At 65.5% G+C, this 14,388-nt stretch carries 16 protein-coding genes and 1 tRNA gene; 11 read left to right on the top strand and 6 right to left on the bottom strand.

What is annotated here, in order from left to right; translation table 11 throughout:
* The coding region (locus QZZ29_RS02935) for an ATP-binding cassette domain-containing protein (RefSeq protein WP_291381234.1) at window positions 1-295 on the bottom strand (295 nt) is incomplete at its 3' end.
* Between the two features lie 181 nt (window positions 296-476).
* Here QZZ29_RS02935 and QZZ29_RS02930 point away from each other — a divergent pair.
* The 5 genes from QZZ29_RS02930 to QZZ29_RS02910 all read left to right on the top strand — a co-directional run bounded on the left by QZZ29_RS02930 (window position 477) and on the right by QZZ29_RS02910 (window position 4,034).
* Complete coding sequence (locus QZZ29_RS02930) at window positions 477-2,078, top strand: serine/threonine-protein kinase (protein WP_291381233.1); 1,602 nt, start codon at window positions 477-479, stop codon at window positions 2,076-2,078.
* Window positions 2,079-2,154: 76 nt separating this feature from the next.
* Complete coding sequence (locus tag QZZ29_RS02925; RefSeq protein ID WP_291381232.1) at window positions 2,155-2,688, top strand: MauE/DoxX family redox-associated membrane protein; 534 nt, start codon at window positions 2,155-2,157, stop codon at window positions 2,686-2,688.
* 11 nt (window positions 2,689-2,699) lie between these two features.
* Window positions 2,700-3,503, top strand: a complete 804-nt coding sequence (locus QZZ29_RS02920) for a thioredoxin domain-containing protein (protein WP_291381231.1) — start codon at window positions 2,700-2,702, stop codon at window positions 3,501-3,503.
* Between the two features lie 72 nt (window positions 3,504-3,575).
* Entirely contained in the window at window positions 3,576-3,983 is a 408-nt protein-coding gene (locus tag QZZ29_RS02915; protein WP_291381229.1) for a DsbA family protein, read from the top strand.
* Window positions 3,962-4,034 (top strand) — tRNA-Thr (locus tag QZZ29_RS02910). The genes QZZ29_RS02915 and QZZ29_RS02910 overlap by 22 nt, the downstream gene beginning before the upstream one ends.
* A gap of 90 nt (window positions 4,035-4,124) precedes the next feature.
* On the opposite strand, the gene QZZ29_RS02905 is transcribed toward QZZ29_RS02910, so the two are convergent.
* From QZZ29_RS02905 to QZZ29_RS02890, 4 genes are read right to left on the bottom strand one after another with little or no spacing between them, the layout of a single operon-like run.
* A complete protein-coding gene (locus QZZ29_RS02905; protein ID WP_291381228.1) occupies window positions 4,125-4,985 on the bottom strand; it encodes a carbohydrate ABC transporter permease in 861 nt (286 codons plus the stop codon).
* 5 nt (window positions 4,986-4,990) lie between these two features.
* Window positions 4,991-5,923 (bottom strand): sugar ABC transporter permease, encoded by a 933-nt coding sequence (locus QZZ29_RS02900; protein WP_291381227.1) that lies wholly within the window; start codon window positions 5,921-5,923, stop codon window positions 4,991-4,993.
* Between the two features lie 57 nt (window positions 5,924-5,980).
* The gene (locus QZZ29_RS02895) at window positions 5,981-7,300 is read right to left on the bottom strand and encodes an extracellular solute-binding protein (RefSeq protein WP_291381225.1); all 1,320 of its coding nucleotides are present in this window, start codon (window positions 7,298-7,300) and stop codon (window positions 5,981-5,983) included.
* Window positions 7,297-8,301, bottom strand: a complete 1,005-nt coding sequence (locus QZZ29_RS02890; RefSeq protein ID WP_291381224.1) for a glycosyl hydrolase family 32 — start codon at window positions 8,299-8,301, stop codon at window positions 7,297-7,299. Before QZZ29_RS02890 ends, QZZ29_RS02895 begins: the two co-directional genes overlap by 4 nt.
* Before the next feature lie 266 nt (window positions 8,302-8,567).
* Between QZZ29_RS02890 and QZZ29_RS02885 the strand changes: the two genes are divergently transcribed.
* From QZZ29_RS02885 to QZZ29_RS02875, 3 genes are all read left to right on the top strand, one after another.
* A complete protein-coding gene (locus QZZ29_RS02885; protein WP_291381223.1) occupies window positions 8,568-9,593 on the top strand; it encodes a LacI family DNA-binding transcriptional regulator in 1,026 nt (341 codons plus the stop codon).
* A 332-nt stretch (window positions 9,594-9,925) separates the two neighbouring features.
* Window positions 9,926-10,330, top strand: coding sequence for a hypothetical protein (locus QZZ29_RS02880; RefSeq protein WP_291381222.1), 405 nt, complete (start codon window positions 9,926-9,928; stop codon window positions 10,328-10,330).
* Between the two features lie 36 nt (window positions 10,331-10,366).
* Window positions 10,367-11,878, top strand: a complete 1,512-nt coding sequence (locus QZZ29_RS02875) for a signal peptidase I (protein ID WP_291381220.1) — start codon at window positions 10,367-10,369, stop codon at window positions 11,876-11,878.
* Window positions 11,879-11,910: 32 nt separating this feature from the next.
* Here the strand turns inward: QZZ29_RS02875 and QZZ29_RS02870 are convergent, their stop codons facing one another.
* Window positions 11,911-12,576: a uracil-DNA glycosylase gene (locus QZZ29_RS02870; protein WP_291381219.1), complete on the bottom strand. Its 666-nt coding sequence runs from the start codon at window positions 12,574-12,576 to the stop codon at window positions 11,911-11,913.
* A gap of 87 nt (window positions 12,577-12,663) precedes the next feature.
* Here QZZ29_RS02870 and QZZ29_RS02865 point away from each other — a divergent pair, with 87 nt between their 5' ends.
* The 3 genes from QZZ29_RS02865 to QZZ29_RS02855 all read left to right on the top strand — a co-directional run.
* Entirely contained in the window at window positions 12,664-12,960 is a 297-nt protein-coding gene (locus QZZ29_RS02865) for a DUF3263 domain-containing protein (RefSeq protein WP_291381217.1), read from the top strand.
* 9 nt (window positions 12,961-12,969) lie between these two features.
* Window positions 12,970-13,563, top strand: coding sequence for a LytR C-terminal domain-containing protein (locus QZZ29_RS02860; RefSeq protein ID WP_291381215.1), 594 nt, complete (start codon window positions 12,970-12,972; stop codon window positions 13,561-13,563).
* A gap of 224 nt (window positions 13,564-13,787) precedes the next feature.
* Window positions 13,788-14,388, top strand: a 601-nt coding sequence (locus QZZ29_RS02855; protein WP_291381214.1) for a TCP-1/cpn60 chaperonin family protein, incomplete at its 3' end; no start/stop codon positions are given.

Raw genomic sequence — 14,388 nt, 5'->3', positions numbered from 1 at the left:
CCATGTTCTCCGCCACCGTCATGTGCGGGTACAGCGCGTAGGACTGGAACACCATCGCGATGTCGCGGTCCTTGGGCTGCACGTTCGTGACGTCGCGGTCACCCACCCAAATCGCGCCTGCGTCGATGTCCTCGAGGCCTGCGAGCATGCGCAGCGAGGTCGACTTTCCACAGCCCGAGGGGCCGACGAGAACGAGGAATTCTCCGTCGGCGATGTCGATGTCAAGTTGGTCGACCGCGGGGCGGTCGGTGCCCGGATAAATCCTGGTGGCCTTGTCATAGGTCACGGTTGCCATTGCTGGTCCCTTCACCGGCAGGTACGTGCCGGACGATCCGAAGTGAAGAGCGCCTGTGCGGTGTCCACACTGACACTTGCCGTCGCGGCTTTGCGGCGGCCCTCCTATGGTGCCATAGATGCGGCGGGACGGCAGACCCAAGCGCGGTCCGTGATATGCCGGGCAGCGGTACCGTGAAGCCATGGCTCGCCGCACACTCAATCCTGGTGCCAGCATCGGCGGCTATGTGGTGGAGCGCCAATTGGGCGCGGGAGGCTCCGGACAGGTCTACTTGGTGAGGGACGGGGCGGGTCTGCCGGCCGCTCTCAAGCGCGTCGACGCGCAGCACGACGAGGTGGCGGCGGAGCGGTTGCGGCGCGAGGTGCGTGCCCTCATGGCGATCCGGCACCCCGCGGTGCCGCGCGTGCGCGATGCCGAGCTCGATGACGACGAGACCTTTGTCGTGTTCGAATTCATTGAAGGCGAGAGCCTGGCGGCCGAGGTGGCGGACCGGGGCCCGCTGGTGGGCGAGGAGCTCGCATTCTGCGCGGAACGCATCGCGGGCGCGTTGGAGGCCGCACACGCCGCCGGCCTGGTTCACCGCGACGTGACGCCGTCCAATGTGATGATGTCGCCCGACGGGGCGGTGCTCATTGATTTTGGCCTGTCGCATCGTGAGGACGACGACCGGTTGACGCGTGACGGCCTTGTCAGCGGCACGGCGGGCTACGTCGCTCCAGAGGTGATCGACGGGGCCGAGCCGGGCGTGATCGCGGATCGTTGGTCGTGGGCCGCCACGGTGGCCTATGCGATGACGGGCGCGGCTCCGTTCGGTACCGGCAACTCCGCGATTCGCCGCACGTTGCAGGGAAAGTGGAAGGTGCCGGACCTCCCGGGCGCGGAGGTCCTCGCTGCGGCACTGGACCGCGGTGTCGAGGCGAGGCCGGGGATGCGGGACGTGATCGCGGCGTTGCGGGGGGCGACCACCGTGCTTCCCCGGGAGGCGGTGCGAGCCACCACGGTGATGGAGCACTCGGCCGACGCTGCGGGAGGCACCGCGGTGCTGCCGATCGACGATCCGTGGCCCGAGCAAGGCATCGACGAAGACGAGCAGTGGGTCCAGGATGATGCGTCCCGCGAGGACCCCCACCACGACTTTGACGAGTTTGTGTTGTCGCCGTCGGACGAGGTGGTCGAGGACGTCGAGTTGTCGCCCCGTCGGCCGTTCCTGGTGGCGGCATGGGCGATCGCTGCCTCGGCGGGGGCGATGCTCGGTCCGGTCGTTGCCGCGGCCCTGATCGCCGTGGCCGCCCTGGTGGCTCGCACGGTCTTCAGGCGCGGGGAGGCGATACGGCACGCGCGCGCCCGCAGGGGTGAGCGACGCTTGGATGCGGTGCTCCACACGGTGGGCGTGCCCTGGCACATCCTGCGAGCGCTCATCGAACTGCTGCCGTCGCTCCTTGCCGCGGCGGCGATCGGAATCGGCGTGACCGCCCTGGGGTGGTGGTTGGTGTCGAGTGGAGCCGCAGCGTCCGCCGCGCCCGATTCGCAGGCCTGGGGGCACGCCATCGCCCTTGCCGTGGGGGCGCTGGCGTTCGTGGGCGCGCTGTGGTGGGGCCTGTGGTCCTGGCGCACGCGCGAGGGCGCGTATCGCGTGACCGAGGCCCTCGCCCCGACCACGGGAGTGAGCGCCGCGTGGATCGTGGTGGCGCTCATCATCGCGGGTTCTTGTGCGGTGGCCGTCTACCTGGGCGCGGACCCGTGGTGGTGGCCGTTCCCGCAGATGCCTCAGGCGGCTGGGTAGCCAGGGACTTCAGGTCCAGGTGCCGGGGAACTTGCGCGGCCTAGAATGCATTGACCGGACAACCAAGGAGATGGTCATGTCTGAAACTGCGACCGTTGAGCCGAGCTCGACCACAGCGCGTTGGCGCCGGGTCCAGCCCTGGATCAGTCTGCTGGTTCGCCTTTCCATGGCGGGGATTCTCATCGCCGCGGCCATCCCCAAGATGCTCGACTCCGATGAGTCGGTGCGCGCCGTCCGTGCATATCGCCTGCTGCCCGAGGCTGTGGTGCCGTTCGTGGGGACGGCGTTGCCGTACCTGGAACTCGTGCTTGCCTTCGTGTTGATCGTTGGCGTGTTCACACGTTGGGCCGCGATCGCGTGGCTGGTGATGATGGCCGCCTTCGTGTTTGGCGTGGCGTGGGCGTGGGCCAAGGGCTACAGCATCGACTGCGGTTGTTTCGGCGGCGGCGGCGACATTGCTGAGGGCACCACCGACTATCCTGGCCACATGCTTGAGCGTGCCGGATTTGTGGCGCTCGGCGTCTTTCTGCTTGTGTTCCCCCGTACAACACTCTCGCTCGACGCGTGGATGCGCGGCGAGTCTTTGGTCGCCACGAGTCGACCCGAATAAGGAGTCCCCGCATGGCAAACAAGGACCAGGGTTCTGACAAGGTCGCCATCGCCAAGAGGCAGGCCCGGGCACAGATGCGCGCCCAAGAGCGCCGCACCGCCGTCATCTGGATCGTCATCGGCGTCATTCTGGTGGGCCTGTTCGCGGCCCTGGTCGCCTACATCGTCCGTCAAGGTGACGTGACTGCCGTGGGCTCGGGCGACCAGTCCACGCCCGCCGTCGCGTCCGAGAACTACGGCTTCCCCGTGGGCACCACGGGAGTGGTGGGCGAGGCCCTCGATGACAGCCGCGTCCGCGTCGACATCTACCTGGACTACATGTGCCCCATCTGCGGCATCTTTGAACAGACGCAGGGGCCGACGCTGGACATGCTGCGGGAAGACGGCACTGCCGACGTGTACTACCACCCCATCTCGATCCTTGACCGCGCCTCTCAAGGCACCGAGTACTCGACGCGTTCCGCATCGGCGGCGGCTCTCATCGCGGAGGAGTCCCCCGAACACTTCCTTGATTTCACGAAGGCGATGTTCATCAATCAGCCGGCAGAAAACACCGCCGGTTTGAGCGACGCCAGGATCCAAGAGATAGCCACATCCGTCGGGGTGCCGGACGACGTGACCGCAAAGATTCCGGACCACGCCTACTCGTCGTGGGTGCGTAGCGCGACGGAGCAGGCGAGCATTGACGGCATGAAGGGCACGCCAACGGTCGCGATCAACGGAGTCATGCAGGATCCCCAGTCCAATCCTGGCGATCTGAACTGGTCCACCGAAGGCGCGTTGCTGAAGTTTGTGCAGGACGCCGCAAGCACGTAGCGACCCGCCGCGTGGCGCGTCGGGTTTCCGCATCGGTCTCGGGACTCCTCCGAGCCGAAGGGGTAGGTCAGCGTGTCGAAGTCCGGAGGTTCATCGTCGGCGGTAGCCGAGGCGAAGCGAAAGGCGCAGGCCGAGGCGAGCGACAACGGCGGCATCCCGGCGGCGTCCGGCGGCATCGTGGGCCAGGACCTCGACGCGTCGCGCGTGCGCATGGACGTGTATTTCGACTTCACATGTCCCGCATGCCGCGCTGTCGAGCAGACGCAGAGTGCGACTGTCGACTCGCTGGGCACTCAGGGCGTGGTCGACGTCTACCACCATCCGCTGGGCGACCTGGATGCTTACTGGCAGGCCAGCGAGTACTCGACGCGGTCCGCGTCCGCCGCGGCGCCCGGAGACGGCGAGGTGCATGCGCGGCGTCAGACATGGGTACCATTTTGCGGTGCATCCGCACGCACGCTGGCATGGCGCAATTGGTAGCGCACCCGACTTGTAATCGGGCGGTTGCGGGTTCGAGTCCCGCTGCCAGCTCTGGAGGCACACCCCGTCGACGGTGACGGTCTCACCCCGTGCGAGAGGAACCACCCCTGGCCCCACGAAGGAGCCGGGGGTCGTCTTCTTCTAGCCCTTGACGGCCGAGGACGCCAGACTCTGAACAAAGAAGCGCTGGAAGGATACGAAGAAGATCAGCACCGGAAGGATCAGCAGGGCGCCGAATGCCAGCACCTCACCCCAGTCGACCGGCATCTGCCCCGAGAACACGCTGAGTTCAAGCGGCAGTGGGCGGTAGGTCGGGTTCGAAATCACCAGGGACGGCCACAGGTACTGGCCCCAGGTGGTCATGAACGTCAGGATCGCGACCGTGGCGAAGACGGGCTTGGCGGACGGGACCGCGATACGAACAAAGGTGCCGAACGGGCCGAGACCGTCCAGAGTTGCAGCCTCCTCGATGTCCTTGCTCAGGCCAAGGAAGAACGTGTAGAACAAGTAGATCGAGAACGCATTCGCGAAGAACGGGAGCGCCTGCACCAGCAGCGAGTTGCGCATCCCGTTCAACATGAAGAGCAGCGGAATTGCCACCGCCTCGAAGGGGACGATCACGAGTGCCACCACGATCAAGAAGGACTTGTCACGGCCGCGCCACGTGAGCCGGGCGAAGGAGTAGGCCGCCATCGAGTTCACCACGAGTCCCACCACCACGACGGCCAGCGAGATGAGTATCGAGTTCGTCATGAATTGCCAGAAGTACCCGGTGCTGTCGGAGGCCAGCGAATCGAAGACGGATCGATAGTTGTCGAAGCTGAGGTGTTCTGGGAGAAATCCCCTCATGCCGCTCAGCACATCGGCCGCCGGCTTGAAAGACCCGACGACGAGGTAGTAGGCCGGGGCGACGTAGACCAGCGCGAGGAGGGTCAAGACAACATAGCTGCGAGCGGAGCGCAGCCGACGGGTCCGCTTGCGCTGCATTTGTGCCGTAGTCATGAGTTCTACGCCTCACTTTCTTGTCGAACCACGCGGCGCTGGACCACGGTGATGGCCAACACGATGGCGAAGAACACCACGGTGATGGCAGAAGCGCGCCCAAGGTTGTTCTGGTCGAACACGCTGGTGGTGGCCTGGTAGAGCACGGTTTGGGTGGCGGCCTTGTTGGCTCCGCCCGACGTAATGAGGATGTACACCTGGTCGTACACCCTGAAAGCGAGGATCGAGGTGAGCAACACCACGAAGATCAGGGTGTTCCGTAACCCCGGCAATGTGACGTAACGGAATTGTTGCCACCGGCTGGCTCGATCCAGTTGCGCCGCTTCGTAACGCTCCTGCGGAATCTCTTGCAGGCCCGCCAGCAGGATGATCATCTGAAATCCCACGCCTTGCCAGATGGACAGCAGGATGATGGAGGGCATGGCCGTTGCCGAATTGCCGAGCCAGTCCTGAGCCCCCACCTGCCCGAAGGTGACGAAGTGCACCAGCGAGTTGAGGAGGCCGTCCTCGCTGCGGCTGAGAATCAGTCGCCAGATGACGGCGACGAGCGCCATGGGGAAGATGACAGGCAAGAAGAAGAGGGCGCGAAAGATCGATATCCCGCGCAGACGTCGGTTGATCAGCATTGCCAGACCCAGTGCGATCGCGGTCTGCACCGGAATGACGACCGCCGCGAACGTCAGGTTGTTGCCAAACGCTCGCCAGAACTGAGGGTCTGAGAAGAGTCGTGAGTACTGCGTGATTCCGATGAAGTTGGGGGAACGCGGGGAGTTCAACTGAGCGTTGTAGAACGACAGGACGACCGCTACCAAGAACGGCGCGGCGACGAACGCGAGGAGCCCGATGATTCCGGGCGCCGCCATCGTGGCGCCCGGAAGGTCGCGGCGGCTCCAGCGGAACGCGCGCCTGCGGGTGCGGACAACAGTGGGATTCGACATGGCTGCCTCTCCAATGTCCGCAGCGGGCCGGGGCCCGCTGCGGACATTGTGTTCGGTCTACTGGTAGTCGTTGTTGTCCGCGAACGACTGGTCGATGGCGGTAGCCGCACCCGTGAGCGCGGACTGCACGTCACCGCCGGTCGCGATAGCCGACAACGCTGAGGCGAACTCAGACGTGATGACGGGGTAGCCGGCGGTGAGAGGTCGCAATACCGTCACACAGTCACTCGTGATGGCGTCGGCGTTGCAGCTGGCCTCCAATTGCTTCCCCCACAGCTCGAGCGGACCGCCCGCGCTGTACAGCGCGTCAGAGGCGAGCACAGACTTGGTCGCTGGCGGAGCGCCGTTCGCGGCCGTCATCGCCGCCACGTTCTGGTCATTGAGCAGGTAGTCCAGGAACGCGCCGGCGGCGGTTCCTTGACCCGTGGTGGAACCCATGCCCCACGTCCAGGAGCCAGCACCGCTCTTGGTGCCCGTGCCCATGTCCGGGAGCGGCAGGATCACGAGATCGTCGCCTAGGGCCTCGCTATAGCCGGGGTACATCCAGTGCCCGCACCAGCTGATCGCCACACGCCCGTCGACGAACGCGGCGTCGTCCTCGTTCGGGTCGACGTAGGGTAGCCAGCTCTGGAATGCCTCCATGGCAGAGACTGACTCGGGGCCGTCGATGACACCCGACGCCTCGTTGTCAGCAATCAGGTTTCCGCCGGCGGATTGCAGCAGGGGCGAGAACGCGTAGGTGCCCCACTCTCCGCCGAGCCCGTAATTCTCCTTGATGTCGAGCGCGTATCCGGAGTCATTTGCCGCTGCGAGGGTCTGGAGTGCAGACCGGAACTCATCCGCCGTCCAGGCGCTGTCGATCGAATCCGGATAGGTGACCCCGGCGTCATCGAGTAGGGCGCCATTCGCACACAGCCCCAGACCCGAGTTGAACTGCGCCAGTGCGTACAGCGTGCCGTCGACGGTGCCCTGATTGACGTTGCCCGCACTGGCGTTGTCGATCGTGGCCTGAGACACATAGTCCCCAATGGGCGCCACCTTGGCGTCGTACACAAAGTTCGCCAGCGTCGGGCCGTCGAGTTCGAGCACGTCCGGCAAGTCGCTGGCCGACGTGGACTGGATGGTGGTGGTGTAGTCAGCCTCGGGCACCAAGGTGAGGTTCACGGTGATGTCCGATTGCGACGCGTTGAAGTTCGCAACGGCGTCTTGGAGGGCTGCGACTTCGCTGTCCTTGCCCTGGTGAGCCCAGACCTCGACGTCACCGGTGCCGTCACCGGCGCTCGACGTTCCGCCTCCGCCCGAACTACATGAAGCCAACAGCATTGCGGCGGCCGTGACCGCGACAACGCTGGCTCCTGCCTTCTTGCGGTGATTCATGATGATTCCTCCTTGTGTGGCTTGGTTCCACCCTGAAGGCGGGCGAACCCAAGATCGGATGCGATGGCCAGGTAGCCCTCGCTGGTCAAGGTGAGCGGTAGAGGGTCGCTGATCACTCCGCGGAACCGCTCTCCGACGCCCGCGTGAAACCCGAGCAGTTGAGGCTGGTGTTGCCGGTCATACACGACTCGACCCGAGTAGAGGGATTCGTCGTGAAGCAGTCGCGCGTGTGAGGCATCAAAGGGCTTGCCTGGTCCGTCGACCGGCACGCTCCAGATTCCCCCGGTGCGGCCGGCCAGCTGGCTCTGTCGCGACATGGCCGAGGTGGGACATGAGAAGACCACGACCCACTGGCCGTCAATCTCGACGAGCTGCGGCACTTCCAGATGAGCGAATCCGGCGCCCGGTTCGCTGAGCGGCGGCTGAACGTGCCAGGTCTCCAGATCCTCAGAGACGGCGTAGCCCATCACTCCTCGGTCATCGATGGCGCCGTGGTTGGCGCGGGCGGTGATGTACATGACCCACCGGCTTCCGTCACGCTCAACCCACGGATCTCGCCACGCCTCTTCGGGCCAAGCGGAAGAGCCGAGCACCTCGTACCAGCGGGCGTCGGCTCGTATGGCGAACCCGCCACGGCGACGCCAGGAATCGAGGTCGGCAGAGTCCGCGGCCAGGATCGTCTCAAGGTTGGCCTTCGGCCCCACTTCGGTGAGAAATCGACTTCCGGTGTAGAGCATCGTCCATCGACCGTCGTGCGATACCACGCACCCGGTCCAGCAGGCGGTGGCGTCGTCGGCCTGCCCACCTGCGGCGGCCAAGACGTTTCCCGCCAGCGACCATTCGACGAGGTCTGTTGACACCGCGTGGTCGATCTGGGCGTTGCGATGCCGAAGATCTTCATGGTCAAGCGAGTCGGGGGCGTTCAAGTAGTAGAGGTGGTATGCATCGCCGTCATCGGCGATCCAGAAGTCCCATACCCACCGACCATCAACGGAGAGCATCGGGCACCTTCCGCATGTGCGGCGTTGAGGTGCTGCTTGACTGCTCCACGTCGAGACTCCTTCGCATCGCGTCGGCGTGGCACCGTTGCTCACGTCGTGGTCCGATCAATGGTTTTAGCACTTTCATTACAGCACCGCCTCTAATGCCCCGGCAACCGCTCGAGGTCACGGTGATGTAACGATTTAGCATGTCGGCTGTATCGCTTTAGCATCGACCCCCCCATCGGGCATCCCGTTAGACTTCGAGGCGATGAGGGAGGTCACCGGTGGCAGACAAGAGGATCACGCTCGCAGACGTGGCGGAGCGGGCGGGACTGTCGGTCAGCGCCGCCTCGCTCGTGCTCAACGATCGTCCCGGCACACGGATCTCGCCGGCGGCGCGCGAGCGCGTCCGAGCCGCGGCCCAGGAACTGGGCTACCGACCCAACCTGGCTGCCCGCACCCTCATCACCTCTCGCTCCGCCACTATCGGAGTGGTCTCGGACTCCGTGACAACTCGACCCTGGGCGAGCGATCTGATCCTGGGCGCGCTGCGCGAGGCCCATTCTCGCGCCCACATCCTGCACATCGCAGAGACCGGAACTGAGATCGCAACAGCGACCGAAGCCTTGGACTCGCTATTGGACAGGTCTGTCGACGGCATCATCTTCGCGACCTCCCGGGCCAGGGAGCTTGAACTTCCCGACCGCGCCATTCCGGTGCCGTTCGTGATGCTCAATGCGACGTCCGCGGCGGGAGACGCCTCCGTGCTGCCGGACGAATTCGAAGCGGGCCGGGGTATCGCACGCGCACTGGCCGAAGCCGGCATCCGAGAGCGCATCGTGGTGCTGGGACGCGACATCGGCGCCCCCCATGACTGGGTGGACACCCTGACGGTCAGCAGGCGGACGGCTGGCATCGCGCAGACGGTGGATGAGTACGACATGCAGCTGTCTGTGCAATTGCCGCTGTCCGCATGGGAACCGGAGCCCGGCTACGAGGCCATCTCGGAGTTGATCGACGGAGGCGAGACCTTTGACGCGATCATCGCGATGAACGACCGGCTGGCGTTTGGCGCCTATCAGGCCATGTTGGAGCGCGGCCTTCGCGTCGGCAAAGACGTGTCCGTGGTGTCGTTCGATGACGACGAGTTTGCCCAGTTCGTCCGACCGGGCCTGACAACCGCAGCGCTGCCGTACGAGACCATGGGCAGGCTCGCGGCCGAACTGATTCTGACCGGCGCGACGCAACCCCAGGAGCACTTGATCCCGATGCCCATCAAGTACCGCGGGTCGATCCGTGAGCTCGGCTAGCCATCGACTCTGACCCCAGAAGTGGGGGGTGGGTGTGACGAGTGAAACACCGAGCCCTCTCCCGGGCCCGCAGTGCGCCGGCGGCGGTGGCACACGCTGCGGAATCACCGCCTCGCAAGGGGGGACGCGGGTCCGATCCCTGTCGCCAGCACCGGACTCGCTCGTGTGACACGCATCACACGACGCCGCACAGGCGTCCTGTTTCAGCACTGGACGCCCTCAAGTGTCGGGTATTTCACACCGATACTGTCGGCGGCTGGAATCCACGACTCGCGTCGCGGGGCACTTCGAGGAGGTGGCCTGTGCGCTCAATGAAAGGAAGACACAGAATCATGGCGAAGAAGAAGAAGAACTCACGCAAGGCTTTGGCCGTCGCGCTCGGCATCATGGGCATCGCTGGCCTCAGCGTGGCATCGGCATCAACCCTGGAAGTGACGGCGGGCAACGAGGTCGCCATCGGCACCGACACGTTCGCTGCGTGCGACACCGACGGCGTCGACGTCAACTACACGTACTACAACAACGGCGGCACGTACGAGATCGATTCGATCTACGTTACCGCCATCGACACGAGCTGCAACGCCAAGGGCATCCAGTTCACGCTGGAGGACGCCGCAGGCGCCCCTGTTGCCAGCGGCTCGGGCACGGTCACCGCCGGCGCGTTCTCGTACGACGCGACGGGCGACAGCATTCCCGTTGCGACCGACCTGGGTGACGTCACCGTCATCATCGGCTGACCGCGGCCCCAGGGCGCGACACGTTAACCGGAACAGATGACGATTCGACGATTGACAGATACCGGCGAGTGGACCACTCGCCGGTATCTGTCGTTGCTCGGCAACGTCGTGATCTGGATCATCGTGGCCATCGACGCCTGGTATCTGTGGCCCACGCAGCTTGGCGGGGACACGTCTATCGTGGTGGTCTCGGGTTCCTCGATGGAGCCCACCTACTTTGGCGGCGACCTGGTGATCGCCCGTAAGACGCCCCCGAGCGTCGGCGACGTCATCGTGTACGCGCCCGCAGGCTTGGGCGGCTCTCAGATCGTTCACCGCATCATCGGCGGGAGCGCCGCTGAGGGCTGGCGGATGCAGGGCGACAACAACGACTTTGTTGACCCGTTCGCGCCCAAGGCAGGCGAGGTCAAGGGCGTGGTGCTGGTGCACTACGCCAACTTTGGGCAGGTGACCGTCCTCTTGCTCAATCCCATGGTGTGGGCCTTCGTGCTGCTCGCGGCGATGGTCCTGATGCTCTGGTACTCCGGCGACGACTGCGACGACGATGACGAAGACGACCGCAGTGACGACATCGACGCGGATCCGGAGTCGGAGGCTGAAGACGAGTCCGACCTGTTCGACCGTGTTGTCGAGGACGCCGATGCCGCCGTATCGCGCATGGTCTCCGCCGGCGCCGGGGCGGGGGCCGCCGCTCTGGCCGCGTTGACGCGCGGAGCACGCTCCGTCCGGCTCCCGTCGTCGGCGCCCGTGCGCGGCTTTGCGATCCTCGCGGCAGTCGGACTCATCGCGATTTCGGGCTTGTCGCCCGCGTCGGCGTCCCAACTCATCATGAACGTAGCCGGTCAGGCATCGGTCATGTCGTACGCCAAGTGCGATGATCTGACGCTCACCGTCGCAGCGTCTGGCATCCACACGGGCATCAACTACTCCGAGGTCACGGTCGTCGGCGTCACCGCGGGGTGCTCTGCGCTGCCGATGACGGTCTATCTGCACAAGTCGAACGGCGCGCTGATCGCCACCGGTCAAGGAACCACCGCGAGCCCGTCGACGGTGGTCGCTCTGGCGAGGTTCCACGCCAGCGAGGTCGACGGCGTCATCGTCAAGATTGGCGGTTGGATCTTCCCTGCCACGTGGGGCGCGTCCGGAGGGCCACTTCCCGCCGTCGCCTGCGTGCCCGTGAACGGAGGCGGCCAGGATCCAGGTGGCAACGGCCAGAGCTGCGCTATCACGGGCGTGACGGTCGCCACGTGGGAGAGTGGGGGATATCAGTGGGCGGATGTGAGCATGACGGTCTCGTCATCGCAGGCCGACGCCCGCGTCACCCTCGACCTCTCGCAATCGCCGTTCCCAGGCTGGACTCCCAGCTCGGTGAACGGCAACGGAGACTTCGTGACGGCGACGGTGCCGGCGCCTGCCTACGATTGCACGCAGTTGCCCGTCGTGGAGCTGAACCGCAGTACGAGTGGCAGTTCCTGGACGCTTGCGTTGCAGATGACGACACAGCCCGACGCCTTCCCTGCGGCGGGCGCCTCCCTGATCTGCCAGTAGCCCTTCGAGAGCCGCGAGGCAAGCCCTGCTCGTTAGGTCGCCCAGAGGATCGGCGGAGCGGCTTGAGCTTCGAGCAGCGCATTGGCGCGGGAGAACGGCTGCGAGCCGAAGAACCCCCTCGACGCGCTGAGCGGGCTCGGGTGAGGCGACTCGATGCGAGGAACGTCGCCGAGCATCGGCGTCAGGCCCTGGGCGTCCTTGCCCCACAGAATGGCGACAAGCGGCCCCCCACGAGCGACGAGGGCGCGGATCGCGTGCTCCGTGAATTCCTCCCATCCGTGACCGCGGTGGGAGCCGGGCACGCCGGGCCTCACCGTGAGACACCTGTTCAGGAGCATGACGCCTTGGTCGGCCCACGCGGTGAGGTCGCCGGTGGCGAGCTCTTCTCCCGTGTCGGCCTTGAGTTCGCGAGCAATGTTGGCCAGTGACCGCGGCATCGGGCGCCCGCGAGGAACAGAGAAGGACAGCCCCATCGGGTCGCCGGGAGTCGGGTAGGGGTCCTGGCCGACAATGAGCACCCTGACGTCCGCCAACGGCCGAGTGAACGCGTTGAGGATCGCCGCGGACGCGGGAAGGTAGGTCCGCCCGGCCTCCAGCTCGGTCCTCAAGTACGCGCCGACGTTGGCCAGCACGCCCGCGACCGGCTCGAGCGCGGCAGCCCAATCGGGTGCCACCTGGTGCCGCCACGCATCGGTCATGGGTTGAGCGTATCCAAGCGTGAGACGTGCACGGACGCGCTGTCGACATCGAATGACAACCATGTGATTCGCGGGTACTCTAGCCACATGTTTGCGGTTCCGGCTCACTCACCTTCTGCAGACGTTGCGCCCCTCAGCGAACGCGACGAGCAGATCTTGGCTTTCGAGCGCCAATGGTGGAAGTTCGCGGGTTCCAAGGAGGACGCCGTCCGTGAGAAGTTCGGCATGTCGGCCACGGAGTATTACCAGGTCCTCAACGCGCTGATCGACTCGGAACCCGCGCTCGCTCACGACCCGATGCTGGTGAAGCGGTTGCGCCGTATGAGGGCTTCCCGCCAACGCGGTCGCGCGGGCAGAGTCATCGACACCTCACGCCAGCGGTAACGTATCCACGTGCCCGACTTCCCACCCGACGAATTCGACGAGGCCGCTGACGCACGCGGCCCCGTCGGCGTCCATCGCAAGCGCAAGCGCCTCCTGTGGGCGATCGCCGCGCCCCTGCTCATCTTTATTGGCGCCGGAGCGCTTGCCTACGGCGTGGTCATCTACCTCTGGCGGGCGCAAGGAAATGAGGGCATCCCGCCTCTTGACACCATTGCGCGCCCGACGATCACCACGACCGTCGCCGCAACGCCAGACGTCACAGCGGCGCCCTCCGTCTCGGCCACGCCGTCAGCCACGCCGAGCCCCACGCCCACGGTGGACCCCGTGAAGTTCGACACGTCTGTCTCCGTGCTCAATGGCGCGGGCATCGCCGGCCTCGCCGGCAAGAATCAAGCGAAGCTCGAAACGGCGGGCTTCACCGCGGCAAAGGCGGGCAACATCACCGAGACCAAGCCGTCCGAAAACACCGTGAGGTACTCGGATGCGAGCCTGGAGAGCACCGCCGCCAAGGTCGCAGAGGTGCTCGGAATCAGCAACATCGAACGTGGGGTCGTGTCCGACGGCGACATCACCGTGCTGCTCGTGACGGACCCGGCGGCCTAACAACCCTCGCAAGCCGTTCTTCGCCGCGCGCGAAAGTGGGCCACGCCATTTGCACTCTCGGGGGGAGAGTGCCAAAATCTCATTAGCACTCGCACTATGAGAGTGCTAAGACTTCGGCGCCAAAGATGAGGCGCTCCGTTCGATGTGATGTGAACATCGGCGCGGGCGTCGTCCGTCGCGGGCATCAGCGGTGCCACAACCCATCGAAAGAGGAACACACGCGCATGGCAAAGATCATTGCCTTCGATGAGGAGGCCCGTCGCGGTATGGAGCGGGGCATGAATGCCCTGGCCGACGCCGTGAAGGTCACCCTCGGTCCCAAGGGCCGCAACGTGGTGCTCGAGAAGAAGTGGGGCGCCCCCACCATTACCAACGATGGCGTGTCCATCGCCAAGGAGATCGAACTCGAGGAGCCCTTCGAGAAGATCGGTGCCGAACTCGTCAAGGAGGTCGCCAAGAAGACCGACGACGTCGCTGGCGACGGCACCACCACCGCCACGGTCCTTGCCCAGGCCCTCGTCACACAGGGTCTGCGCAACGTCGCGGCAGGCGCCAACCCGATCGCCCTCAAGAGGGGCATCGAGCAGGCCGTCGAAGCCGTCACCCGCGAACTGCTCGCGGCAGCCAAGGAAGTCGAGACAAAGGAAGAGATCGCCGCGACTGCGGGCATCTCGGCCGGCGACCCCGCCATCGGCGAGCTCATTGCCGAGGCCATGGACAAGGTTGGCAAGGAAGGCGTCATCACCGTCGAGGAATCGTCGGCGCTGGGGCTCGACCTTGAACTGACCGAAGGCATGCGCTTCGACAAGGGCTTCCTGTCCGCCT

Origin of the sequence: Demequina sp. (genome assembly GCF_016278765.1) — a bacterium.
In the GTDB taxonomy this organism is placed as follows: domain Bacteria; phylum Actinomycetota; class Actinomycetes; order Actinomycetales; family Demequinaceae; genus Demequina.
Note: the sequence above shows the minus strand (reverse complement) of the source record. Positions and strands in the feature narration are given on the sequence as shown.